This window comes from Sediminicoccus rosea (assembly GCF_033547095.1).
GTDB classification, from domain to species: Bacteria; Pseudomonadota; Alphaproteobacteria; order Acetobacterales; family Acetobacteraceae; genus Roseococcus; species Roseococcus rosea.
The window spans coordinates 4,533,290-4,558,056 of record NZ_CP137852.1; the positions used below are offsets into that span (position 1 = coordinate 4,533,290).

Below are 24,767 nucleotides of genomic sequence, written 5' to 3' on the forward strand. Positions count from 1 at the left end.
GTGGCGCTTGCCCTGGGCATGGCGCTTGCATTCAACTGGGCATGTCTCTCAAGGAAACTCGCCCATGAATCGCCGCCAATTGCTCGCCGCCACCCCCCTCCTGGCCACCCCGGCCCTGGTGCAGGCGCAGCCGGCCTGGCCCAATCGCTCCGTGCGGGTGATCATCCCCTTCACGCCCGGCGGCGCCTCGGACCTCATGATGCGGCCGGTGGCCGAGCGGCTGGAGCGGATGCTCGGCCAGTCCTTCGTCATCGACAACCGCCCGGGCGGCGGCGGCGCGGTGGGTGTCGGCGCCGCGGCCAATGAGCGGCCGGACGGCTACACGCTGCTGATGTCCACCGCCGGGCCGCTCGTGCTGCTGCCCTCGATGATGGCAAACCTGCCTTACAATCCGGCACGCAGCTTCACCTACATCTCCCTGATGGGGGGCGCGCCCATTGTCTGCGCGGTGAAGGGTGACAGCCCGATCCGCAGCCTGGCCGACTACGCGACGGCGGCGAAGCGCGCGCCCGATGCGGTGAGCTTCGGTTCCTCCGGCATCGGCTCGATGGGCCACCTGACCGGCGTGCTCTTCGGCATGGAGGCGGGCGCCCAGCTCTTGCATGCTCCCTTCCGCGGCGCGCCCGAGGCGCAGACCGCCGTGCTCGGCGGCACCACCACCTCGCTGTGGGACACGGCGGCGGCCAATGTGCAGGCGATCCGCGCCGGCACCATGCGCGGGCTTTGCGTCTCCTCGGCCCAGCGCGCGGCCATCCTGCCCGACGTGCCGACGGCGCGGGAAGCGGGCTTCGCCAATGTGGTGAGCCTCAACTGGTTCATGCTCTGTGCGCCGGCCGGCCTGCCGCCGGCCATCGGGGAGCGCCTGGGCGCCGCCGTGCGCGAGATCCTGGCCGAGCCCGCCATCCGCGAGCGGATGGACTCCATCGCCTTCGTGCCGGGCGAGAATGTTCCGCAGGCGGGCCTGGCCGCCTGGGTGCAGGGCGAGCAGCAGCGCTGGGCGCCGGTTGTGCGTGCCTCGGGCGCCAGCATGTGAGGGAAACGGATGGCCGGGTCCCACCCGGCCATCCCCCCGCCGCGGGTATTCAGGAGGTATTGTGCTCGCCCGGCCGCATCAGAAGCGCCCGCAGTTGCAAGCAACCCCCACTACTCGCCGGCGAGAAGACCATGGCACCCCCCGTCATCGCGGGGCTTTGGCGCTCCATTCGATCAACCGCTTGGCCGGAATCACCCAGATGATGCCAGCGGTGACGTAATACACCAACTGTATTGCCCAATGTCGGTGGACAACAAAATCTCCTAACGCGACCACAACGGCGATATAAACGATAAATCCGACCACGCCGATCAGGAACGCAACCTTACCTCGTGACATAGGAACGACATGGCCTCCTCTGGCAATCTCGTCCCGTGAGCGGGAGAGAAGCTTGCTAAATATTGCCCGAAGGGACTAGGCTTCAAGCCGTTCGAGCGAACCCGGCGTCACTCCAGGCGCCCTTCCGCCCGAATCATCCCATCGGCCAGATCGCAGCAAAGAATCCCGTGACGCAAAACGACCTCAAGCGCCACATCCGTGGCATTCCCGATTTTCCCAAGCCGGGAATCCTCTTTTACGACATCTCGACCCTGCTTCGGCACGGGCCGGCCTGGAAGGCCGCCATGGCCGAGATGGCGGCGCGGATCACCCCCTACCAGCCCCAGTTGCTCGCCGGCATCGAAAGCCGCGGCTTCCTGCTCGCCGCCCCGCTGGCGCTTGAGCTCGGCCTGGGCTTCATCATGCTGCGCAAGCCCCTACCAGCCCCAGTTGCTCGCCGGCATCGAAAGCCGCGGCTTCCTGCTCGCCGCCCCGCTGGCGCTTGAGCTCGGCCTGGGCTTCATCATGCTGCGCAAGCCCCGCAAGCTGCCCGGCGCGACCGTCGGCCTCGACTACGCGCTCGAATACGGCACGGACCGGATCGAGATGCAGGCCGATGCCGTGGAACCCGGCCAGCGCGTGATCCTGCTCGATGACCTGCTTGCCACCGGCGGCACCATGCGCGCCGGGCTCGATCTGCTGCGCCAGTCCGGCGCCGTGGTGCCCGCCGTCGCCGCGATGATCGAACTCACGTTCCTCGGCGGAAGGAAACGCCTCGATGTCCCCGTCGAAACTCTCCTCACCTATGACGAGTAGGGCTCCGCCCGTCGACAAGGCCCGCATCATCCGTGACGCGGGCGGCAATGCCTATCTGGAGGGCGGGGACGGTGCGGTCTCCGCCGCCGGCCTCAACGGCGTGCTGGCACTCGCCATCGCCTCGGCCCCCACCGGCATCACCGTGGCCGATCCCTCGCTGCCCGATTGCCCGCTCGTCTTCATCAACCCGGCCTTCACCCAGCTCACCGGCTATCCGCCGGAGGAGGTGCTGGGCCGCAACTGCCGCTTCCTCCAGGGCCGCGGCACGGAGAAAGAATCCGTCCGCGCGCTGCGGCTCGCCATCGCCGGTGGCAAGCCCATCACCCTCGAATTCACGAACCATCGCCGCGACGGCCGCCGCTTCGTGAACGAGCTGCGCATGGCCCCGGTGATGGACGAGAAGGGGCAACTCGTCGCCTATATCGGCATCCAGCACGACGTCACCGCCCGCAAGCGCGCCGAGCGCGAGGCGATCAAGGCCCGTCGCGCGGCCGAGCGCGCCAACCAGGAAAAGAGCGACTTCCTCGCCTTCATGTCGCATGAGGTGCGCACACCGCTGCACGGGGTGATGGGCACGCTGGCCCTCCTGCTCGACACCGCGCTCGACGCCGAGCAGCGCGCCTATGCCGAGACGGCGCAGCGCTGCGGCGCCACCCTGCTGCACACCGTGAACGAGCTGCTGGACCTCAGCCGCATCGAGGCCGGCAAGCTCGGCATCCATTCCGACCCCTTCTCGCTGGCCGACATCGTGAAGGACGTGCTGGACCTGCTGGCGCCTGCCGCCGCCGAGAAGGGCATCGAGCTCTCCGCCAGCCTCGACCACCTGCTGCCCGGCCAGCTGGTCGGCGATCCGAGCCGCATCCGCCAGGTGCTGATCAACCTGACCGACAACGCCGTGAAGTTCACCCATCGCGGCAGCGTGGAACTGCGCATCGCGGCCCTGCCCGACGGGCATGTGGGCTTCGCCGTGACCGACACCGGCATCGGCATCCCGCCCAAGCTGCGCCAGAGCCTCTTCACTCGCTTCGCCCAGGCCGATCCGGCGGGCGAGCAGATCGGTTCCGGCCTCGGTCTTGCCATCTGCAAGCGGCTTGTCGCGCTCATGGGTGGGCAGATCGCGGTGGACAGCACGCCCGGGCGCGGCAGCACCTTCTTCTTCGACCTGCCACTCGCGCATGTGCCGGAATCGGGCACGCCGCCGCCCCGCATCGCGCCGCAGCCCGTGGTGGTGCAGCCGCTGGCCGGAGCGCATGGCCGCATCCTGCTGGCCGAGGACGGCAAGGCGAACCAGCTCGTCGCCGCCGCGATCCTGCGCAAGGCCGGCTACACGGTCGAACTGGCGCGCGACGGGGCGGAAGCCGCCGCCGCCGCCGAATCCTCCGACTATGACCTGATCCTGATGGACATCCGCATGCCGCTCATGGACGGCTATGCCGCCACGCGCGCCATCCGCGCCGTGCCGGGCCCCCGCGGCCGCGTGCCCATCATCGCCATGACGGCGAGCGTGATGCCCGGGGATTCCGAGCGCTGCACCGCGGCCGGCATGGATGGGCACCTCGCCAAGCCGCTCGGCAAGGTCGAACTCCTGGCCGCCGTCCAGCGCGTGCTGGATGCCCGGCCGCGCCGCCCCCGCGTGCCGATTCCGGAAGCCGAGCCCGGCGCCACCGCCCCCCTGCTCGACCGCGAGACGCTGGAGGAGCTGCGCGCCGCCGTGGGTCCGGGGCGCTTGCCGCGCCTGATCAGCGTCTTCACCGCCGAAACGAAGGAGCGCGTGCGTCGCATGCACGCGATGACCGACCCGGTCCGCATCGAGGACGAGGCGCACAGCCTGAAGGCGGCCGCCGCCACCTTCGGCGCCATCGCCCTGCGCGATGCCGCCCGCGCGCTGGAGGATGCCTGCCAGGGCGGCCAGCCTGAGGAGTGGCGCCGCATCCTGGACCTGCTACCGGGCCTCGCGGACCGCAGCATCGCCGCTTTCCCGCTCGCCCGCGCCGAGGTGCGCGCCAAGCAGGATCGCGAGCAGAAGGGGCGCTGAACCTCAGAGCCGGCGCAGCGCCACCGCGATCGCGTCCAGCTCGGCCAGGATCTGCGCCAGCGCACTATCCTCCTGGGCGGGTTCGCCCAGCGGAAGCTCGGGCTCACCCTCGTCCAGAAGACGCTGCACGCCCTTGATCGTGTAGCCTTGCGTGTACAGCAGGTCGGAGATGCGCTTGAGCAGCGCGAGGTCCTCCGGCCGGTAGTAGCGGCGGCCGCCCGCGCGCTTCAAAGGCTTGAGCTGCGGGAATTTCGTCTCCCAGAAGCGCAGGACGTGCTGCGGCACGTTGAGCTGCTCCGCCGCCTCGCTGATGGTGCGGAAGGCCTGCGCGGATTTGCGCAACCGCGGGCGATCCTCTAGACCAGCTTGCCCGCTCACTCCTTGCCGCCATTGGCCGGGGTGGTGCCATTGATCCGTGCCTTCAGCACCTGGCTCGGCCGAAAGGTCAGCACACGCCGGGGCAGGATCGGAACTTCAACGCCTGTCTTGGGATTGCGCCCGATGCGCTGCCCCTTCTGACGGATGAGAAAGGTGCCAAAGCCAGAAATCTTCACGGATTCCCCGGTCTCCAGCACGCTGGAGACGCGCTCGAGCACCGCCTCCAGAAGGGCGGCTGATTCGTTGCGGGAGAGCCCGACCTCCGCATAGATGGCCTCAGCGAGGCCGGACCGCGTCAGCGTATCCATCGTCGACTCTCCGTCATGGCCGGCCCCGCAACACGATGCGAGGCCCGCAAGTCTCTGAACCGGCAGGAAAGCCGGGAAGAGCAGGCCACGTCAACCATGTTTCGCCGCGCTCCCCCCAAAACCGCGTTTACCGCGCTTTCACCCCGGGTCTGGCACCTCGCGTGCCGACCCCAGGACGGAGTCCCTTGCCCATGCCGCCTCGCCGCTGGCCTTTCCTGGCCCTTCTGGCCGCCCTCGCCCTGCCCTTCGCCGCAGCCCCGCTGGCCCCGGCACGGGCCGAGACCGCCTGCCCCGACATCCTGCTGGGCGACAGCCTGGCCGTTGGCCTCGCCCCGCATGCCCGAGCCCTGGGCTTCACCGTCATCGCGCAACAGGGCGCGGGCATCGCCTGGCTGCGCCAGCAGGAGCCGCGCTGCGCCCGGCGCCTCATCCTCGTCTTCGGCACCAATGACCTGCGCGGCATGACCGCCGCGGAGGCCGAGGCCTATCCGCTGCGCATCGCCGCCGTGATGGAGGCGTGGGAGGCGCAGCAGGCCATCTGGGCCACGCCCGGCTGCTTCCAGGATGCTGCGCTGGAGCGTGGAAGCGCCGCGCTCGATGCCGCCCTCACCCGCCATCTCCGCCGCGCGAGCGACCGGCTGCGCGACCTGCCCGCCATCCATAGCGGCCGCCTCGCGCGCTGCGTCTATCCTTCGCATGACGGCATCCACCCGACGGGCCTTGGCTACCAGGCCTGGTGGGCGGGGCTTTCGCAATGGCTGGAGCGTGCCGCCGTGGCCGGGCTGCAGCCGGCCAGCGCACAGCGCCAGAGCATGATCCGCTGAGGTGACATCACGAGGGTGGGGAAGCCCCATCCCCGCCAGGCAATCAGGCGCGGCCCCAGGAGAGCACCGCCCGCAGACGCTGCGTCAGCGCCGGGACGCCAAGCGCCTCCATCCCCGCGTGCCAGGCCTCGGCCAGCGCGATCAGCGCCTCGGTTCCCGGCAGGATGGGCAGCCCATAGGCGGCGTCGAGGATGGCGCCGGAGCGGCCCATCAGCAGCAGCAGCCAGACCGCCCCCAGCACGACCAGCGCGGCCCCCACCGGCAGCGTCGCCGACGCGCGGGAAAAGTCGTCGGGCACGCCGGGTTGCGGCGGCGGGGCATCGGGCATCCAGGGTTGCTGCATCGCGTGCTCCCTCAGAACTGGAAGTAGATGAAGGGCGCGACCCCCTCGGGGCCGGCGAGCAGGATCAGCAGCAACGCCACGCCGCAGAGCGCACCGAGTGCCAAGGGCGGCAGCCGGCGCAGCGCGCGCTCGGTCCGCTCACGTAGATCGGCCGGCCAGAAATGGAAGGAGAGGCCGAGCAGCGTGAGCGCCAGGAGGCGCCAGGTGATGCTCTCGTTCGGCAGGTCGAACTGCACGAGGCCGGCCATCATCGCCCAGAAACCCGCCATGTCATGCGCGCGGAAGAGCACGAAGGCGATGACGACGATGTGGAAGGTGACGAACCAGCGCAGCAGGCGCCCCGCCGTCGTGACCGGCGCCGCGTTGCCGCCCAGCGCCCGCTCGATCCAGAGGGCGACGCCATGGATCACGCCCCAGAGCACGAAGGTCCAGGCCGCACCGTGCCAGATGCCGCCCAGCACCATGGTCGCCATCAGCGCCAGGCCGACATTGCCGCGATTGCCGCCGAAGCAGCGGATATAGACGTAGTCCCGCAGCCAGGTGGAGAGCGAGATGTGCCAGCGCCGCCAGAACTCCGAGAGGGTGACGGCGCGGAAGGGCTGGTCGAAATTCTTCGGGAAGTGATAGCCGAGCAGCGCCGCGAAGCCGATCGCCATGTCCGAATAGGCCGAGAAGTCGCAGAAGATCTGGATGGTGTAGCCGTAGCTGGCCAGCAGGATGTCCAGCGCGCCATGCGCGGCCGGGTCGCGGAAGACGGGATCCACGATGCCGGTCGCGAGTTCGGACGCGATCACCACCTTCTTGAACAGGCCGCCCAGGATGAGAATGCAGGCCATCGCCACGGGGATGCGGAAGCGGTCCGGCGGCGCGTGCAGCTGCGGCAGGAAGCGCGCGGCGCGCACGATGGGCCCGGCCGCCAGATGCGGGAAGAAGGTCAGGTAGACGAGGACGTTGAGCGGCGATGGCTCGGGCTCGGCGGCGCCTTCATAGGCATCCACCATGTAGGAGATTGCCTGGAAGACGTAGAAGGAGACGCCGACCGGCAGCACGATGTCGAGCAGCGGCATGGGCCCGAGGCCAAGCCAGTCGAGCCGGCCCACCACCTCCTGCAGGAAGAAGTTGGTGTATTTGAAGTAGAACAGCCAGGCGAGCGTGCCGGCGATGCCGGTCCAGAGCCAGGCGCGCGAGCGCCCGCGCCCGGCCAGCAGGCCGATGCCCCAGGTCCAGGCGCCCACCAGCAGCAGCGCGGCGCAAAGCTCCACGCTCCAGAAGGCGTAGAAGGCAAGGTTGGCGGCGAGCAGGAAGGGCTTGTGCCAGGCCGGCCGGAAGCGGACGAGCGACCAGTGGCCGAGGAAGACCACCGCGAAGAAGATCGCGAAGATGCCAGTCGGGAAGAGCATTCAGGTGGCGGTGGTTCGCGTGGCGAGGCCCATGCCGCGCAGGAGATGCGCCTGCAACCGCTCCGCCGTCAGGCGATAGCCGTCCGGCGTGAAATGCACGAGGTCGGGCCGCATGAGCGGCGCATCCCCGCGCGCGAGTTCCGGCAGGCGGCAGGGGCTGCGCGTCACCTCGGCACTCCAGTCGAAGAAGCCCACGCGCTGCGCCTGGGCCACGCTGCGCTGCGCCGCGCGCACCCGGAGCAGCGCTGGCAGGGGCGAGACGGCGGCGCAGCCCTGCGGTGGGCGGCCACGCCGCGTGGCGCGCACCGGGCGGCCGGCATCGGGCACGCCCATCACCATGATGCCGCTGCGCGGCAGCGTCTGGCGCAGGCGCTGGATCTGGCGCGTCAGCTGCACCGCATAGGCGGCCTCGTCAAAATCGGCATCCACCGCCTCATTCGTGCCGAAGGCAAGGATGACCAGGGCCGGCGGCTGGTTCGTCAGCTCGCGGGCGAAGATGGTCGGGTCGCGGTTGTCGAGCGAGGCGAGGGTGGCGCCATTGATGCCGAATCCCTCGACCAGCACGCCGCGCCCGCTCCGGTCCACGCCCCAGCCCAGGAGTTCGACCGGGCCATCGCCCGTCACCTCGATGGCCAGCTCCCGGCTGCGCGGCGGCGCGTCCAGCGTGAGTGGGCGGAATTCCGGACCGGCGCTGCGCAGCGTGACCGGACCCACCGCCAGCTCATCCACGCGCAGGCGGAAGCTGCCGGCCTCGGGCCCGGCCATCAGGCCGAGATGCACGCGGTCGAAGCCTGCCGCCTCGCTCGAGCGGAGCGTGATGACATCGCCCGCCCGGGTTCCGGTCAGGCGGAATCCGGTCAGGCCGAAGGGGCCGGGATTGCTGGCGCGGAGCGCGCTGCGCGCCGTCCATTCGCCGCTTTGCGAGGCCTCGACCAGCTGGTTCGCATTGATCGGCCGTTGCGCGCGGCCAGGCGGCAGGCGGCCGGGACCGGCGGCGCCGAAGCGCGCCTGCATCAACTCGCGCAGGTGCCCCACCATGACCGGGCCCGCGGTGTGGCTGTCGCCCAGGATGAGGATCAGGGCGCGCGAGGCCTGGCCCCGCCCGGCGGCGCGCAGCGCGTTCGCCAGCGGCTCATAGGGATTGTCGCCAGCGCGCGCGGGCAGCACCGATTCAAGCCCGGTATCCGGTCGCGCCTGCGCGAGGATGAGCGGCCCGCCCACCTCGCCCGCCAGGGGTTCCGGCCGCGCGCCGCAGCCGCCGAGCAGGGCGGCGGAGCCCAGGAACAACGCGCGGCGGTTCAGCATTTCGTGCGGGCCGGGGACTTCATTGTGACAATCTGCATGGTATAAATCCCCCAATCCCCCGCTGTCCCGGAGAAAACCCGCGTGGCGTTCCGCGCCCTACCCGCATCTCGCTCGCGGCGATGCCTTCTCTATGGCGCAATGGCGCTGCTGTCATCGGGCGGGATCGCCCTGGCGCAACCCGCCATCCTGCCCAACCCCCTCCCCGAGCGCCCGGCGCCCGAGCGGGTGAACCTGCTCTTCTGCGGTGATTCCCTCGCCCAGGGCATGTTCCTCGCGCTGAACGGGCAGCTCCGCCGGCGTGAGACGGTGCGCGTGACGAACGGCACGCTGCACGCCACGGGCGTGACCCGCAGCGACGAGCATGACTGGCCCACCGTCTCGCGAGATCTCGTCGCGCGGCACCGGCCGAACCTCACGCTCTTCTGGGTGGGCGCCAATGATTTCCGCCCGCTGGTGGTGCGCGAGACGCGCTCGCGCTTCGCCTTCGGCACCCAGGCCTTCGCCGAGGGCTATGGCCGCCGCGTCGGCGAGATGGTCAGTCATGCGGTGCAGGCCGGCTCGCGCGCCGTCTGGTTCGGGCTGCCCAATGTGCGCGATGCGCAATTCGCCAATGCGGTGCGCCAGCTGAACGAGATCCAGCAGAATGCCGCGCTGGCCGCCGGCGCCGTCTGGATCCCGACCTGGGAGGCGACGAGCGATCCGCAGGGCCGCTTCAAGTCCAGCGTGAGCCTGGAGCGCGGCCCGCGCGGCTTCCGCGCGGAAGACGGCGTCCACTTCACCGAATGGGGCTATCGCCGGATCGCGGCCCTCTTCTTCGACGAGGTGGAGAACATCTTCCCCGAACTCGCCGAAGGGCTGGGCCGGCTCTCGGATACCTGAGGCGCGTCAGGAATCGGCGGTGATGTTCGCCCGGCGGATCACCTCCCGCCAGCGGCTCAGCTCGGCCCGCTGGAAGTTCGCGAGGTCCTCCGGGCTGCCGCCCATGCCCTCCACGCCGTTGCGCGCGAAGGCCGCGCGCGTCTCGGGCTCGGCCAGGGCCGCGTTGAAGATGCCGTTCAGCCGCTGCGTCAGCGGCGCGGGCAGCCGCGGCGGCGCATACAGCGCCCACCACGCCTCGATGTTGATGGCGGGCAGTCCAGCCTCGCCGAAGGTCGGCACGCCCGGCAGCACGTCGCTGCGCGTGGCGCCGGTGATGCCGAGGCCCAGCATCGTCCCCGCCTCGATGTGCGAGCGGACGAATTGCGTGTGGTAGAACATGGAATCGATCTGCCCGCTCAGCAGGTCGGTCACCGCGCGGGCGCCATCCCGGTAGGGGACATGCGTCGTGGTGATGCCGGTCGCCTCGCCCAGCAGCGCCTGCGCCAGGTGACCCGTGGTGCCGGTGCCGGAGGAAGCGACGGACAGCGGCCGGGTGCGGGCAAGGGCCACGAATTCCGCCATGCTCCGCACGCCGAGCTGCGGGCGGACCACCAGCAGGATCTTGGTCTTGGAATGCGCGATGATGGGCGTGAAGTCGCGCATCGGATCATAGGGCAGGTTCGGCATCAGGTGGGGGTTCACCGTGTGCGTGCCGATGGTGCCGAGCAGCAGCGTGAGCCCGTCGGGCGCCGCCTGCGCCACGTAGTGCGAGCCGATGGTGCCGCCCGCGCCCGCGCGGTTGTCGATCACCACGGTCGCGCCGTTCAGCCCGCGCGAAAGCTGCTGCGCCGCGATGCGGCCCAGGATGTCGGTGCTCGACCCGCCCGGGAAGGGCACGACGAGGCGGATGGGCCGGTCGGGCCAGGCTTGGGCGCGGGCGATGCCCGGAGCGAGCAGGCTTGAAGCCAGCAAGGCGCGGCGCTTCATGGCGCGATATCCTCCCGTGAAATCGCTGCAAGGTCGCACAGGGGGGCACCCTCCCGCAATGCGAGGCAGGCTTCGGGGAATTCGCCGAGGAAGCGCGCCCCCTCCCCCGTCAGCCGATCCAGGACGGCATCGAGGTGCCGCATCGCGCCATTGGGCAGGTCATGCAGCACCATCAGCACCGGGGCACTGGCCGCGCGGCATTGCGCGAGGGCGGTGGCGGGCCAGCCCTCGGGGTCGCGGAAGTCGCCGGGAACGGCGTTCCACAGCACCACCGTATAGGCCTGGGCGCGCAGGTGCCGGAGCGCGCTGGCGTTGAGCAGATGCGGCCCCAGCGCACCGCCGCCGCCATTGGGCCGGAACAGGCGCCCCGCATTCAGCGGGCCGAGCAGCGCCTCGGCCTCCGTGATCTCGGCCACGGCCTCCGCGCCGCCGCGCAGGCCGAGCGGCGCGCCATGCGTCAGCGTGTGGTTGCCGATGCGGTGGCCCTCGGCCAGCGCCCGCTCGGCCAGCGCGCGCCGCGCCGGGTCGCGCAGCTTCCGCGCGATGGGGAAGAAGGTGGCGGTCAGGCCGCGCCGCCCCAGGGCCGCGAGCACCAGCGGCGTCGCCTCCGGCTCAGGGCCGTTGTCGAAGCTGAGGCAGACCTCCAAGCCTCACCACCCCACGGCATAGCTGGCGCGGCGCGGATCGGCGCCGGCCGTCAGGATGCCGCTGCGCTGGTCCGCCTGAACCATGCAGACCGCACCGGCGCGCCAGATGCGGTCAGGCCACCAGCTCACCTGGTGGCCGCGTGCGGCCAGGGCCTCGCCCGTCGCGCGCGCGATCCGGCCTTCCAGGCAGATGCGACCGGGATGGGTCACATGCGGCTCGAAGCTGTCGGGGAAGCTGTAGGTGGCCGCGCGCGGGTGCTCCACGGCGTCCTGCGGATCCATCCCGAAGAGCAGCATGTTCAGCATCACCTGCAGCATCGCCTGGGACTGCACATCGCCGCCCGGCGTGCCCAGCGGCATCACGAATTCACCCGTGCGCTCCAACATGATCGGGTTGGGCGTGAGCCGCGGCCGCTTGCCCGGCGCCATGCGGCTCGGATGGCCCGGCGCGGTGAAGGATTGCGAGCCGCGCGAGGAAGGGCAGAGCCCGGTGCCGGGAATGACCGGCGTGTCGCTTGAGACATCGCTCGGCGTGGCCGAGACCGCATTGCCCCAGCGATCCACCACCGAGATGTAGGAAGTGTCGCGCGGCGGGCCGGAGGGCGCGCCCGGGACGTTCAGCGGCGCGCCCGCAGCGATGGGCGCGGCCCCACGCGGCTGGCCCGGCGGCGGCATGTCGGGCCAAGCGCGGGCGGGGTCGATCATGCGGGCGCGGGTGGCGGCATAGGCGGGGTCGAGCAGGCCTTCCAGCGGCACATTCACGAAGTCCGGATCGCCATAGAAGGCCTCGCGATCGGCAAAGGCGAGCTTCATCGCCTCGATGATCTGGTGCAGGTAGTCGGCACTGTTGTGCCCCGCTGCCTTCAGCGCCGCCGGGTCCAGCAGCGCGAGGGCCTGGTGCAGCACCGGCCCCTGGCACCAGGCGCCGCAGGTATGGACATCCACGCCGGCGAAGCGCGTCGTGATCGCGCGCTCCACGGGCGACCGGTAGTCGGCCAGGTCCTCGGCCGCGAGCCAGCCGCCCGCCTCGCGGTGGAAGCGCAGGATGGCTTGCGCGATGTCTCCCCGGTAGAAGGCGGCGCGGGCGGCCTCGAGCCCGGACGCGCGGTCCCCGCCGCGGGCCAGCGCGGCGCTTTCCTCGTCGGCCATGTAGCGCAGGCTCTTGGCCAGATCCGATTGCACGAAGATCTCCCCCACGCGTGGCGGCCGGCCGCCCGGCAGGAAGATCGCGGCGTTGGACGGCCAGCGGGCATATTTCTCCCGATAGCCCGCGATGGTGTCCGCCATCAGCGGATGCACTGGAAAGCCCTCAGCGAAGCGGATCGCGGCCTGGACCACCTCGGAAAAGCGCATGGTCCCGAAGCGTGCCAGCGCCGTGATCCAGGCATCGGGCGCGGCCGGCACCACGGTGCGAAGGATGCCCTCGGGGATGGTGCCGCCGCAGTTGCGCAGGACATGCTCGGGGTCCGTCGCGCGCGGCCAGGGGCCGAGGCCCGCGATGGTCCAGACCGCGCCATCAGCCATGCGGATCATGATGGGGGCGACGCCCGCGACATTCACGATGTCGGGCTGCACGACGCCGAGCGCGATGCCGCCGGCCACCGCCGCATCCACCGCATTGCCGCCCGCCTCCAGCACGGCGAAGGCGGCATGCGCGGCGCCGTAATGGCCGGCCGAAGCCATGTGCCGCGTGCCGCGCAGGGCGGGGCGCTGGGCGTAGGGCTCGGCGGGGTCAGGCATGGGCGTTCTCCGGTGGCCAGGGCGGCTCGCACCGTGATCCCGCGAAAGCGCGTCCCGGTCTAGCCGTGGTAGCGCCGCCACCATTCGACGAAGCGCGTCAGCCCCGTGCGCAGATCCGTGGTGGGCTTCCAGCCGAAATCGCGCTCCATGGCCGAGACATCGGCGAAGGTCGCCGGCACGTCGCCGGGCTGCATGGGCTTCAGTTCGCGAATCGCGGTGACGCCAAGCAATTCCTCCAGCAGCGCCACCATGCCGAGCAGCGGTTCGGGCCTGCTGTTGCCGATGTTGTAGAGCCGGTGGCCGCCATCGGCCGGCGGGGTGTCCAGCGCGGCCATCACGCCCTGGACGATGTCATCCACGAAGGTGAAGTCGCGCATCATGCGGCCCTCGTTGAAGAGGGAGATGGGGCGGCCCTTCAGCATCGCGTCGGTGAAGAGCCAATAGGCCATGTCGGGCCGGCCCCACGGGCCATAGACGGTGAAGAAGCGCAGCCCGGTGAGCGGCAGCTTGTAGAGGTCGCTGTAGGTCCGGCTCATCACCTCGCCCGCGACCTTGGTCGCGGCGTAGAGGGAGGCCGGGTGATCCACGCGGTCGGTCTCGCGGAAGGCGCCATCCGTGCGCGCGCCATAGACCGAGCTGGTGGAGGCATAAACCGTATGGCGGATGCGGCCCTCCGCCCGGCGGATCGCCTCCAGCACCGAGAGATGGCCGGTGACATTGGCGGCGGTGTAGGCGAATGGCGCCTCGAGCGACCAGCGGACGCCGGCCTGCGCGCCAAGATGCGCCACGCGGTTGATCTCCGGATGCGCCCGCATCAGGGCGAGCACCGCCTCATGGTCGGCCAGGTCCAGCTTCTCGAAGCGGAAGCGCCCCGCCGGTGCGTCCCCGGTGAGCGCGGCGAGGCGCGCGCGCTTCAATGAGGGATCATAATAGGCATTGAGATTGTCGAGCCCGATGACGTGCTCGCCGCGCGCCAGGAGCGCCTGGCAGAGATGCGCGCCGATGAAGCCGGCCGCCCCGGTGACGAGGACGCTACCCATGCCGGAAGCCTGCCCCGCGGCGGGACGCATCTGGATCACATCGGCGCCGTGGCTTCATCACCGCCTCGAGGGTCTGCCAGGAGAAGCTCGCGAACGGCCCAGCCTTGGCTTCGGGGTTATCAGGTCTCGACAGGGGAGGCTGGTTGGAACGACCCCGCTGGGGATCAGGGGATGGGATATTTGGATCGGGGATGCAAGTACCTCGACGCACAGGTCCCCGCGGCAGGACGAAGCGCCCGCCCCATCCTGGCCGCCTCGCCATGGAAGCCCCCCGTAAGACAAGACGGGACCGGCCTGGCTCGCATCGAGCGAGCGGGAGCCGGCCTGGGCGCGGCGGTCGGTCAGGCCTTGACGGCCGTAGCCTGGCGGTATTCACGCCCCGCCTTCAATCGCGGCCCCAGTCTGCCGAGGAAGTCGACGAACATGCCCCGCTGCTGCTCGGAGAAGAACTCGATCGGGGCACCGCCCCGTATCCGGACCTGCCCGGACTGAAGCTTGTCCCGGCGCGCGGTTCCCTTCGGGGAGCGGCCGGCGAGCATATGGATCTCCCTGATCCATTGGCGTGGATTGCCCGGCCGCATCTCCTGCCAGGACATCTGCAGCGCCTTTTCCACGCCCTCCGTGGGGGACAGGACGCTGTATTGGCGGAGCTTCTCGACATTCACGCGCATGCGCTGGGCGGGAAGCAGGTTCTTCATGTGAAGAAGCAGCAGCGCCCCGGGCGCGACGCGGCTCAGATCCGGTCCGTCCAGCTGGAAGTTGTGGCCATAGATGCCCCGAAGCGCCGCAGAGCGATGCACGGCCGACTTGCCGCTCATCAGGCCGGAGGGCGTCACCGCCTCATCCTCGAAGAGGGTGAAACGGTCTTCGCGGTCGCCGTAGTTGTTGAGCCAGATGCCTGCCAGGATGTCAGCCGGCGGCAGCGCCTTGATTTCAGGAACGATCGCGGGACCAAAGAAGACCTCAGCGCTGGAATTGACCCAGCAGACGAATTCATCGGTGTCGAGCAGGATGAAATATTCACTGGTGCCGCGTATCGCGTCGTACAGATCCGGATACTGCGCCGGGCGGTGCAGGCCGTTATGGAAGCCGGTGAACTGTGCCACCGTCGCGTGCTCCGCCGTGCGGCGCAGCGTCGCCAGCACGTCGGGGTCATCGGAGTCATTGTCGAAGATGATCAGGTTTTCCATGCCCACGATGGCGGCATGATGATCGATCCAGCGCTGCAGGAAATGCGCCTCGTTCTTCGTCTTGAGCAGAATCTTCAGAGGAGACGAGCTACGGCGGATGCGTTCGCAGATCTCAGACTGCTGCGTGGTCCATTGCAGGAGCATTGAATCCGTCACGACAAAGCCGTTCCTCTCACGACGCGCGGTGCTTCAAGAATGCTTCTTGACCGAAACAAAAGCCAAGGCGGAACGCACTGGCCTCTCGTTATACGGATAAGAAAAGATCGTCGTCGTGGTAGCAAGCTTTTCTAGCTCGTCCAGCATATCCATGCCGAAGTCGTTGTAGACGAGCGAGCGCCCCCCCTTCCCGTCGCCGTGATAGACCTCAGGCAAGAGAAAAACATCTTCGTCGCCATCCACATCCACACGCTTCACGGTCTTCGGCGCGAGGGGAGATGCGGTCGGGATGGTGAAGATATGAGCCCCGCCGGGCTTCAGCACGCGACTGATCTCCGCGAAGGCCCGATAGGGGTGGCGGACATGCTCGAAGATGTCGGAGGTGATGACCAGGTCGACCGAAGCGTCAGCCAGGCTCAACGCCATCAGGTCCTGGTTGGTCACTCCGTCACGCATCGCGCCGCTCGCGAGATCGCTCCAGTAGAATGACTTGGTGTAATGCGGCAGGCCCTTGAAGATGGCCCGAAAGGGACCGGAAATCCCCGGCTCGAAGATCACGAGGTTCCGAAACCCGGGCATCTTCACCAGGGATGTGAGGTCAGGCGCTGCAAGGGATGAGTAATGATTCAGTATTGCCTCGGCTTGGACGCGGTAACGCAACGTCGAGCGGCATGACTGGCAAGGATAGGTCTCACGGATCGACCGCTTCTGACGGACAAACATGCCCTTCCAACCACAAACGCGACAGGTCGACGCGTAGGAATGCGGGGGGAACGTGCTGTCGGTGGGCGTGTCTGACAAGGAATTTGTCCGCGCTATGGTAAAGTTTAGAACGCCCATCGGGCAGGCGTCCGCGCGGTCCCCCCTAGTCGAGCAACCGCACTTCGACCTTCGTTGCAAGAATCCGACGAACCCATCGAAAATCTTTCGTCACGATATAGACGAGATCATCATCGGCCGTCACGGGGTCCACCGCCTTTACCGCGAGCACATGCGCCCCCGCCGTGCAGACCGACAATTCCGGCTCGAAATCCCGGCCGAGAATACGGTAGCTGCCATGCTGCTTTGGGTCGGGGGCCCCCCAGTCCGTCGTCTCGGCACGCGTCGCCGGCGAGGGATAGGCAAGGACCAGAAGCCCATCCGGTGAGAGGATGCGCGTCAGTTCGCCGAGCGCCTTGCGATGATCGGGCACGCGCGTCAGCACATGGTAGCAGATGATGAAGCCGTAGCTGCCGTCCGGCCGGTCAATCGCCTGCGGATCAATGGCACCAGGCGAGCCGAAGGCGCTCGTCTCGATGCTTCGGAACCAGCCCCCCGCCACCACCCGGATGTCGCCGAAGTCGAGCAGGGAGAATTCCTTGAAGGCGGCGCGGTCGCGGATCGTGTCGATCAACTGCCGCCCTGCCCGGTGCCGCTCAAGCGAGCCGCATTGCAGGCAGGTGGGCGGCCGCCCGCGGCGGCTCATCCGGCCACCCGGCCCCGGTCCGAAGCGCGTTCCACCGCAGCACGGGCAGACGGGCGGCGCCTTGCCCCCGGCGGCGACCTGTGTCGTGGACTTGGGATCGACTGCCATCACGAGGTTCCTTCCTCAAGAACCCGCCAGATCTGGTTCACGCGCGTTTCCCACGACACGTCGTTCAGCACGGCGGCGCGGGTGGCGGGGTCCACCTTGGGCCCACGGCCGGCAAGGGTCGCATCAATCGCGGCGATGAATTCCTTCTGGCTCGCCGCCACGCTGACATAGGGGCCGATGTCCTGGATGTTCGCGACATCGGTGGTCACCACCGGGACGCCGACGGCGAAATAGACGTAGAGCTTCAGCGGATTCATCCGGTCGCTCTGGTCGCTCTTCAGGTGCGGGATCATGGCGACATCGAAGCCGCGCATGATCCGCAGCGCCGTCTCATAGGGCCGGACGCCCAGCAGATGGATGTTGGGGCAGCGGGCGCTCATTTCCGCCACCTCGGGCCGGCCATGCGCCGAGCCGACCAGGGCGATGCTGCCATGCGGATAGCGCCGCGCGACCGCCTCGATGAGCTCGAGATCCACGCGGTCCCGCATGTTGCCGACATAGCCGATGATCGGGCGCGGCAGCCCACGCAGCTCGGGCGGCATCCCCCAGCTCTCGACATCGGGCAGGATTTCGGCGCCGTTCGGGACGACATGGATGTCCGGCCGGAGGCTGGCGAAGGCGTCACGGACGGGGGCGCAGTTGCTGAAGACGGTGTCCGCCTCCGTCAGGATCGTCTGGTAGGCCCGCTCGATCTGGCGCGTATAGGCCTCGCTGCTGCCGGGGAAGGTCCGCTGGTCGTCAATCAGGTCCGCCACCACGAAACCGGGCCGCACGGCGTCGGCGACCTCGGGATATTCGAAGATGACGGGCGACACCCAGAGCATCGGCGCCTCGTCGCAACCGACCTCCGCCAGCACCTCCCGGACGAAGTCGGGATAGGCGCTGGCCGGCCGCAGCTCCTGCCCGAAGGCGCGCGCGGCCCGCGGGCCCGCCCGGTGGAGGAAGGTGCGCCGGATGAAGTCGGGGGCGTCGGCCGTGCGGAGGATCCGCTTCACGGTGTTGACGTAGACAAGGCTGCCCTGGTGGGCCGCTTCGCCGGCCGCGAGCTCGGCCTGGCGCTCCAGGTCCACCACGCTGATCGGACGGTCCAAGTGGATGATGCGGCGGACGCGCCCGGTCTCCAGCATGTATTTCGCCAGCATGTCGGACCGCCGGCCATAGACGTCCGAATCATTCTGCTTCCACAGGAAGACGAGATCACGCGGGCGCTCGCCCTTGACCAGCGGGGCGCGAAGCTCCTGCCTTGGCTTCTGCGCCACGAGGCGCGGCAGCGCCACGCCGGAGAGTTCCTCGAGGATGCGGAAGGTCTGCTCGAACAGATGCGGCTCGACCAGCTGGCCGCGTCGCGCCGTCGAATAGGCGAGGTCGAGCCGCGCCGCATTCACCTCGTAGCTGAGCTCCGAAAGGAAATAGGAGCGCGTGCCCTTGCCCCCGCCCCGCGCGGGTGCGGCGGCGACACGGCGGAGCGCGGCGTCGAGCGAGGCATCGTCGGTCACCACCTCGAAGGCATTGGCCAGCGCGAGGTCCAGCAGCGGCGGCACGGCCCGCGCCAGCACCGGCACGTCCATGGCGAGCGCATCGGTCAGCTTCGCCGGAATCTGGTATTGCGAGATTGGCTCGCTCGGATCCTGCAGGATCGCCACCGCGTCGGCCAGGTTCACGAGCTCGGGCAGGCGCTTCCAGGGCTGGTCGGGATTGAGCGATATCCGCGCCTTCTTGTAGGAGGCGAAGCGGTTCGCCGTCCGCTTGTCGGTCACGGTGCCGATGATGCAGAGGACCAGGCGATCATCGCCCAGCCGCTCAAGCGCATCGGCGATATCGAAGATACCCTTGTGCGGGCGGGGCGTGCCGAGGAAGAGGATGACCCGGTCCGCATCCTTGAAGCCATATTCGGCGCGCACCGCGCGGCGATCATAGAGCGCCGGGTCGAAGACACGCTCGTCGCGCCCATGGCGCACGGTGATCCCGCCGAAACGCCGCCGCAAGGCGACGTTGGAGACGGTGACCAGCTCACCCTCGGTCACGAGGGTCTCGCCGAAGCGGGTCCAGAGCTCGCTGTAGGGGCTGGCGAGTTCCTGCGGGTTGTCCCGCACCGCCGAGCGGATCTCCTCGATGGAGGCGGGCGCGTTGGACTTGGTGAAGGCCAGCTCGTGGTCGTCGATGTCCACGACCATCGGGCAGTCGTTGAAATGCCGGATCAACGCGCCGAGGACGAGGCTCGGCAGGCGCGGCTTGCCCACATGGACGACGTCGCAGCGGGTGTTGCGTGCGAGTTCGATCGCGCCGGTCAGGAAGCTCTTGAGATCGGTCGCGGGGAAGCTTCGCATGGGAAGCTTGCCGTCCGCGATGGGCGGCCAGATCCGCCCCCCATAGAAGGCGAAGATCGGCCCGACCAGCTCCGCATCATGACGCTTGGCGGCCATGTCGGCGAGGAGGAAGGCGCGCCCGACGGGGTTGTGCGCCATGTCCCAGGCCACCACCGCCACCTTCAGGGGGTTGGCCGCCCCTTCCGCCGTGGCCGGACGACCGGTGGTGCGGACGGATGCACCCTCCTTCGGCCGGGCCTCGGCCGGAGGCGCCTTGGGGGCCGGCGACGGCTTCGGGGCCTGGGGGGCGGGCGCCCGCGCAACCTCGCGCTTGGGGAAGCGGATACGGAGATTCTCGGCCCGCAGCCGCCGTCCGGTGGCGCCGCAATAGAAGGCGACCGAGTGCAGCTCGGCATCAAGGACATGCGCGGGCAGCGGAACGAGGAAGCCATGCTCGGCGAGCGCCCGGTTCCCACCGGCCAGGGGCTCCCGCAGCCCCTTCGCCTCGATCTCGCGCACCGGCTGGCCGTCGATCGTGACCAGGACGGCCCGCGCGGCATCGCTCACGATGCCCCAGCACACCAGGGACTCACCTTCGACGCGATCCACCCCGGCCTCGACCGTGAGCGCGCGGTCGGGCTTCGCCTCGGGGCGGGGCGGCGAAGGGGCGGGTGCTGACGCCCGCGCTTCGGCCGCCGGAGCTGAGCTGGACCGCGCGGCGGCCGAAGCGCGGGCCTTGGCCTCGAGAAGCCTCTCGGCCGGGGAAACCGCGCGGGCCGCCGGCGGTTCAGCCGGGGCAGACGCCTCGCGGGGCGGGGACGGCATCGGCGCGCCGGCGATCGCGACCTCGGCCGGCACGGGCAGCTCGATGGATGCGACTTCAAGCTGGGACGCTCGCTCACACAACGAAATCCGAGCGGGGCGGGCCGCGGCGACGGCGGCCGGAAGCTCGGCGGCGAAGCCGAAGCGCCGCAGCCGCGGATCGCCATTCGCATCCATCGAAGAAAGGCCGCCCACGGTGACGCGGACCAGCTCGGCGCCGTTGCCATAGAGACCCAGCGTGGCCGAGCTGGGCCGGTCGGCCACCCAACCCAGGACGCGCCGCCCGGACACCGAGAAGAGCCCGCCCGAGAACTCGCGGGCGCGCGACGCATCGGCGGCCGGCTGGGACATGGTACCGAATTCGACGCTCGACAGAGCGACGGTGCCGGCCTCGCCCGAGAACTCCAACGCGAGCATCCTGGGGGAGGAGGAGGAGACGCTCCGCAGATACTCGACCGTCAGCGCGGCGGGCTCCGGCCCGACCCGCGGCGACTGCAGGAGCATGTCCTCGAAGACCCATTTCTTCTGGGCATTCTCGACCAGCAGCGCGACCCAGTTCAGATTGAGGCCCGGCTGAATCGTGTGGATGCCGGCGATGCTGAGGCGAAAGCGGCCATGCTGGAGGCCGGCGGGAAACTGTAGGGCCTGCGTGATGCGCAAACGCGCCAACGGGCTGCTCGTTTCGATGACCAGGCCGGTCGGCTTGTCGGAGGCGGCGAGCGGGCGGAACGAGGCGACAGGGTCCGCATTGACCCCCTTGAGCTGGATCGCCCATGCCGGGCAGACGTCACTCTGGTGCGCCGCGCGAACGGGGCGGGCCGACCGCCACCCCCCGAACTCGGAATTGCGGATCAAGGAGAGGGATCCAGCATCGCCTTCGGCGACACCAGCCCCTGGGCTCCGAACAGAATTCATCCGCCAGCTCCTTCAAGACCTGAATCCCAGGCGCTCACCCAACCAACAAACCAATCGCCCCCAAATGCATCAAAAGCGATCAAACGCGAGCTGGCTCTCCGATTTGCTTTATGATGATTTTTTCAAAGTCCAATGACGTCGTCTAATTTTTGCTGCTTTGAAGGGCAATATCTAAGTCTAGGTAACGATAGGGATTTCTTCTCTTGACGATAGTGCAAAACCTACATCGGACTAGAAGAGGAGGCAAGGTCCCCCCTCCGGACATTAGGGCCGGCGCAGCCGGCGAGAAGATCAACCATGTGATCGCATGCAACCTGGCCAGCCGAAGCGCCGCCGGCACGACGTCCGACGCCACCTGCCCGAGGGTCCGCCATCGAGATGAAACCCCGACGGAACTGCCACCGCGACGGATGTGGCCGAGAAGTGCGGCGCGACCCGGCCAGGCGGCGCCGGCAGCCCCGGCAGATCAGGCCGGTTGACGCTTCATGACCTTGAAATTCGCTCCATCACCGAAAACGTAATCATCCCGACCCACAAAATATTCATCCACCGCCGCCTTACAGCCGCCATGGGTATGATAGTCATCAAACATCACGCAGCCACCCACGGAAAGCAAAGGCCACGACGAACTCAAGGCATACTTCACCGCGTCATAGAAATCGCAATCGATGTGGACGAAACACAGGGATTTCATATCAACGTCCGGAACGACGTCCTGAAACAGCCCCTTATGCAAATGTATACCCTTCTGCCCAACCTCGATTCCGAATTCCGAGAACGATTGACAAACGCGATCGTAGAGATTTTCAATATATCCGTAATACTTATCAGGACCGATTCCGGAAGACTTGCCGGATTGGATGATCTCAAACCGCTCCTTGGACTTGGGACTGTCCTTTTCTGAGGCCGGCGGCGGAATCATGCCGAACACGTCGAAACCGTGGAAAGAGCGCCCAGCCGCGAGGGCTTGCGATGCCAGCACGATGGCCGACCCGCCGAGCGCGACACCGAACTCGGCAATCGCACCCTCCGTCCGCGCGGCAATGACGGCGCGCAGAGTGGCTTCCAACCTCGCGAACTTTTGTTCGCTCAGGTAGGTCAGGCGGCCCTGCCGCACCTTCTTCGCAAGCTCACTCAGTGCCATAACAAGTTTCCCTCGATTTAAATGCTCAGGAAATATAATATAATTTTGTATTTTTCTGCTCGGCCAATACTACTCATTATTATCTGCTTCTGCAATCTACCCGCCTCAACATTGCAGAGCGGAAATTCCACTCGAATACAACCGGGGCACATTGTTCCTCGACGCACGGCGATGAGTCGGGCGGGGGTTGCCACGATGCAGCAGGCGGCATGCCGCGACCTGCCGGCTGGCTCGCGAATCGGCAGATGATCGGTACGCCCCCGGCAAGGTGTGCTTTACACTAGCTCCCTCAAGCGGATATGATTGTATTGCTTCGTAATTGGCCGATGCGTGGAGATGTTAACGTGATCGTATTCGTGACATGCCTGCGACATCCCGAGAGTGCCAATAACTACGCCAAAGTCGAAGATTTATTGGAATCCACACTCAAGTCTGTCGTCGCCCAGACCAGTCAGGACTTCCACGTGGTCGTGGTGGGGCATGTTCGCCCAAGTTTTACTTTGCCGGCCAAGGTCCAGTTCGTGGAAGTGGACCTCCCGCCCCCGACGGTCGAAGCGGATCTGGAGGCCTCGCGCGAGGTCTTCCGCCACGACAAGGGGCAGAAAATTGCCATCGCCGTCCGCTACGCACTGGAGTACAATCCCTCCCATATCGTTGCCTTCGATGCCGATGATTTCGTCAGCCGCGGTCTCGCGGCCTTCCTGAACGAGCACGGCCAGGGAAGCGGTTGGTATATCGAGAAGGGATACATGTACTCGCCGCGCGCGAGGAAACTCGCCCTCCTGGGCGGCTTCCACCGCCGATGCGGCACATCATTGATCTACAACGTCAAAGACCTGAAGATTCCAGACTGCCCGCCCGATGATCATGCACAGGTCATCAGCCGCACCGGGGCCGAATACTTCAAGAAAATCTATGGTTCGCATGTGCAGGCGAGCGAGTACTTTGCCAAGTTTGCGTCGTCCTGGCAGGCGATCCCGTTTCCAGCGGCCGTGTACACGGTCGAGACAGGTGAAAACCATTCCTCCAACCAATTGCCGCAGACGGGCAAGTTCCTGCCCCTGTCGGATGAACTCAAGGCGGAATTCGGATTGAGCGAACCGGCCCAGACCATGCCCCTCCTGCCTGCCGCAGGCGCAGCCGCGCCCCCCATCCTTCAGCCCTCGGATGGCGCGATCCTCGAGACCGTCCAAAAGATGCTGGCCGAGGGCCGGGCGGCGGAGGCGACCGTGATCGCGAACGAACTGATGGCCTCGGACACGGAGGCCTGGCTTGGCCGTGTGGCCGCGGCCAGCATCGCCCTTCGCCGCAAGAACCACGCCGAAGCCTACCGCCTGCTCAGCACGGCGCCGGATGACCGCAGCCGCATGCTGCGACCCAACCTCTATGTCACGGCCGCCTTCCGCTGCTCGGTTGATGCCGGTTTGTCGGCCTATGGGCAGGTGAGCGCCCTGGGCCTCGCCGCCCAGCCGGCCCAGGCCTGGCCGGTGGTCCGGACGCTCGCCCTCAACCACCGCTTCGAGGAGGCGGAGCAGCTGCTCTCCGCGATCGATCTCGGCCAGCAGCCGCCGGCCGTCGCCACCGAGGCCGCCTGGATCCGGCGCTTCCTCCGCGAGCGCGACAGGAGCGTCGTGGACGGGGATCATGCCGTCCGGCTCGGCGTCATCGACTACAAGTCGCTCGACATGAACCGATCCTCGACCAATATCGGCGATCCGATCCAGACCCTCGCCTATCTCGGCAATCTGGCGCGGTTCTCGAAGGTCAAATACCAGTCGGACGACGGGATCGGCGGCTTCGTCACGGGCTTGCAGGACCGCGTGCCCGACCGCCTGCGCGACCCGAGGCACGAGACCACCGTGCGCCTCGTCCGCGTCAACCGCGATGCGTCCACCTATGAGGCTTACCCGCAAGGCACCTGGGTATTCGTCTATGGCTGGTACATGCACCACCTGTTCCACGCCCGGTTCGACCTGCCGTTGAACACGGCGCTGCGGCCGATTTTCATTTCCTTCCACGTCAACGAGCCGCGGATCCTGACGCCGGCCGCCATCCGGCAATTGCGGCAATACGGGCCGATTGGCTGCCGCGACTGGTCCACGGTGAACCTGCTGCGCCAGAAGAACGTCCCGGCCTTCTTCACCGGCTGCATCACGACGACCATGGGGACCATCCTGCGCAAGGAGCCGGGGGCACCCGCCACCCGCCAGGTGGCCCTCGTCGAGGCCAATCCGGAGCCGGGCGAGATCGCCCCCGAACTCGGGCTCAAGTTCCATCACGGCCACCCGGACTCCCGCGAGGCCAGCCTCGTGACGAACCTCGAAACGGCCGTCGCCAAGCTGGAGACCTATTGCGGCCTGGAGCGGGTCATCACCTCGCGCCTGCATTGCTACCTGCCGAGCCTGGCCATGGGCGTCCCGGTGGATTTCAAGCCGCGCAACCCGAAGGACATCCGGTTCGCGGGCCTGGCCGGGCTGAACATCGAGAACCTCGGAACCATCCGTGACCCGATCCTCAGCCTGATGAACACCATGCTGGGCGAAATCCTCGCCGGAAAAAGCGAGGAAGAGGTCTATGCGGCATGGCGGGCAGCCACCGAGCCGTTGACGCATCTCACCCAGCCCTGAGC

General features: G+C 68.2%; 20 protein-coding genes and 1 pseudogene. 6 read left to right on the plus strand and 15 right to left on the minus strand.

Going from position 1 to position 24,767, the window contains the following annotated elements:
• The first annotated feature begins 64 nt into the window (after positions 1–64).
• Positions 65–1,033, plus strand: a complete 969-nt coding sequence (locus tag R9Z33_RS21830; RefSeq protein WP_318648685.1) for a Bug family tripartite tricarboxylate transporter substrate binding protein — start codon at positions 65–67, stop codon at positions 1,031–1,033.
• 144 nt (positions 1,034–1,177) lie between these two features.
• Here the strand turns inward: R9Z33_RS21830 and R9Z33_RS21835 are convergent, their stop codons facing one another.
• Entirely contained in the window at positions 1,178–1,372 is a 195-nt protein-coding gene (locus tag R9Z33_RS21835) for a DUF2842 domain-containing protein (protein ID WP_318648686.1), read from the minus strand.
• A gap of 167 nt (positions 1,373–1,539) precedes the next feature.
• Between R9Z33_RS21835 and R9Z33_RS24820 the strand changes: the two are divergent.
• Together R9Z33_RS24820 and R9Z33_RS21850 are read left to right on the plus strand one after the other, a co-directional pair.
• A pseudogene (locus R9Z33_RS24820) lies at positions 1,540–2,167 on the plus strand (adenine phosphoribosyltransferase).
• Entirely contained in the window at positions 2,157–4,202 is a 2,046-nt protein-coding gene (locus R9Z33_RS21850) for an ATP-binding protein (RefSeq protein ID WP_318648687.1), read from the plus strand. The pseudogene R9Z33_RS24820 and the gene R9Z33_RS21850 overlap by 11 nt, the downstream one beginning before the upstream one ends.
• 3 nt (positions 4,203–4,205) lie before the next feature.
• Here the strand turns inward: R9Z33_RS21850 and R9Z33_RS21855 are convergent, their stop codons facing one another.
• Both R9Z33_RS21855 and R9Z33_RS21860 read right to left on the minus strand, forming a co-directional pair.
• Positions 4,206–4,544: a MerR family transcriptional regulator gene (locus R9Z33_RS21855; RefSeq protein ID WP_318648688.1), complete on the minus strand. Its 339-nt coding sequence runs from the start codon at positions 4,542–4,544 to the stop codon at positions 4,206–4,208.
• 32 nt (positions 4,545–4,576) lie between these two features.
• Positions 4,577–4,888, minus strand: a complete 312-nt coding sequence (locus R9Z33_RS21860) for an integration host factor subunit alpha (RefSeq protein ID WP_318648689.1) — start codon at positions 4,886–4,888, stop codon at positions 4,577–4,579.
• Positions 4,889–5,079: 191 nt separating this feature from the next.
• On the opposite strand from R9Z33_RS21860, the gene R9Z33_RS21865 reads away from it, so the two are divergent.
• Positions 5,080–5,712 (plus strand): SGNH/GDSL hydrolase family protein, encoded by a 633-nt coding sequence (locus tag R9Z33_RS21865; RefSeq protein ID WP_318648690.1) that lies wholly within the window; start codon positions 5,080–5,082, stop codon positions 5,710–5,712.
• A 43-nt stretch (positions 5,713–5,755) separates the two neighbouring features.
• Here R9Z33_RS21865 and R9Z33_RS21870 read toward each other — a convergent pair whose 3' ends face one another.
• From R9Z33_RS21870 to R9Z33_RS21880, 3 genes are read right to left on the minus strand one after another with little or no spacing between them, the layout of a single operon-like run.
• Entirely contained in the window at positions 5,756–6,055 is a 300-nt protein-coding gene (locus tag R9Z33_RS21870; RefSeq protein ID WP_318648691.1) for a hypothetical protein, read from the minus strand.
• An 11-nt stretch (positions 6,056–6,066) separates the two neighbouring features.
• On the minus strand, positions 6,067–7,455 hold the full coding sequence (locus R9Z33_RS21875) for an MBOAT family O-acyltransferase (protein WP_318648692.1): 1,389 nt from the start codon (positions 7,453–7,455) through the stop codon (positions 6,067–6,069).
• Entirely contained in the window at positions 7,456–8,760 is a 1,305-nt protein-coding gene (locus tag R9Z33_RS21880; protein WP_318648693.1) for a GDSL-type esterase/lipase family protein, read from the minus strand.
• A 138-nt stretch (positions 8,761–8,898) separates the two neighbouring features.
• Between R9Z33_RS21880 and R9Z33_RS21885 the strand changes: the two genes are divergently transcribed.
• Positions 8,899–9,639, plus strand: coding sequence for a DUF459 domain-containing protein (locus tag R9Z33_RS21885; RefSeq protein WP_318648694.1), 741 nt, complete (start codon positions 8,899–8,901; stop codon positions 9,637–9,639).
• Between the two features lie 6 nt (positions 9,640–9,645).
• Here R9Z33_RS21885 and R9Z33_RS21890 read toward each other — a convergent pair whose 3' ends face one another.
• The 9 genes from R9Z33_RS21890 to R9Z33_RS21930 all read right to left on the minus strand — a co-directional run bounded on the left by R9Z33_RS21890 (position 9,646) and on the right by R9Z33_RS21930 (position 22,138).
• On the minus strand, positions 9,646–10,605 hold the full coding sequence (locus R9Z33_RS21890) for a Bug family tripartite tricarboxylate transporter substrate binding protein (protein WP_318648695.1): 960 nt from the start codon (positions 10,603–10,605) through the stop codon (positions 9,646–9,648).
• Positions 10,602–11,252 (minus strand): polysaccharide deacetylase family protein, encoded by a 651-nt coding sequence (locus R9Z33_RS21895; protein ID WP_318648696.1) that lies wholly within the window; start codon positions 11,250–11,252, stop codon positions 10,602–10,604. Before R9Z33_RS21895 ends, R9Z33_RS21890 begins: the two co-directional genes overlap by 4 nt.
• Before the next feature lie 3 nt (positions 11,253–11,255).
• Positions 11,256–12,992, minus strand: coding sequence for a gamma-glutamyltransferase family protein (locus R9Z33_RS21900; RefSeq protein WP_318648697.1), 1,737 nt, complete (start codon positions 12,990–12,992; stop codon positions 11,256–11,258).
• Between the two features lie 59 nt (positions 12,993–13,051).
• Complete coding sequence (locus R9Z33_RS21905) at positions 13,052–14,032, minus strand: NAD-dependent epimerase/dehydratase family protein (RefSeq protein WP_318648698.1); 981 nt, start codon at positions 14,030–14,032, stop codon at positions 13,052–13,054.
• A 341-nt stretch (positions 14,033–14,373) separates the two neighbouring features.
• Positions 14,374–15,378: a glycosyltransferase family 2 protein gene (locus tag R9Z33_RS21910; RefSeq protein WP_318648699.1), complete on the minus strand. Its 1,005-nt coding sequence runs from the start codon at positions 15,376–15,378 to the stop codon at positions 14,374–14,376.
• A 33-nt stretch (positions 15,379–15,411) separates the two neighbouring features.
• Entirely contained in the window at positions 15,412–16,101 is a 690-nt protein-coding gene (locus R9Z33_RS21915) for a class I SAM-dependent methyltransferase (RefSeq protein WP_318648700.1), read from the minus strand.
• Positions 16,102–16,243: 142 nt separating this feature from the next.
• Entirely contained in the window at positions 16,244–16,951 is a 708-nt protein-coding gene (locus tag R9Z33_RS21920) for a methyltransferase domain-containing protein (RefSeq protein ID WP_318648701.1), read from the minus strand.
• A complete protein-coding gene (locus tag R9Z33_RS21925; protein WP_318648702.1) occupies positions 16,951–20,934 on the minus strand; it encodes a glycosyltransferase in 3,984 nt (1,327 codons plus the stop codon). The genes R9Z33_RS21920 and R9Z33_RS21925 overlap by 1 nt, the downstream gene beginning before the upstream one ends.
• Positions 20,935–21,460: 526 nt before the next feature.
• Complete coding sequence (locus R9Z33_RS21930; protein WP_318648703.1) at positions 21,461–22,138, minus strand: TylF/MycF/NovP-related O-methyltransferase; 678 nt, start codon at positions 22,136–22,138, stop codon at positions 21,461–21,463.
• 344 nt (positions 22,139–22,482) lie between these two features.
• On the opposite strand from R9Z33_RS21930, the gene R9Z33_RS21935 reads away from it, so the two are divergent.
• Complete coding sequence (locus R9Z33_RS21935) at positions 22,483–24,765, plus strand: polysaccharide pyruvyl transferase family protein (protein ID WP_318648704.1); 2,283 nt, start codon at positions 22,483–22,485, stop codon at positions 24,763–24,765.
• The last annotated feature ends 2 nt before the right edge of the window (positions 24,766–24,767 follow it).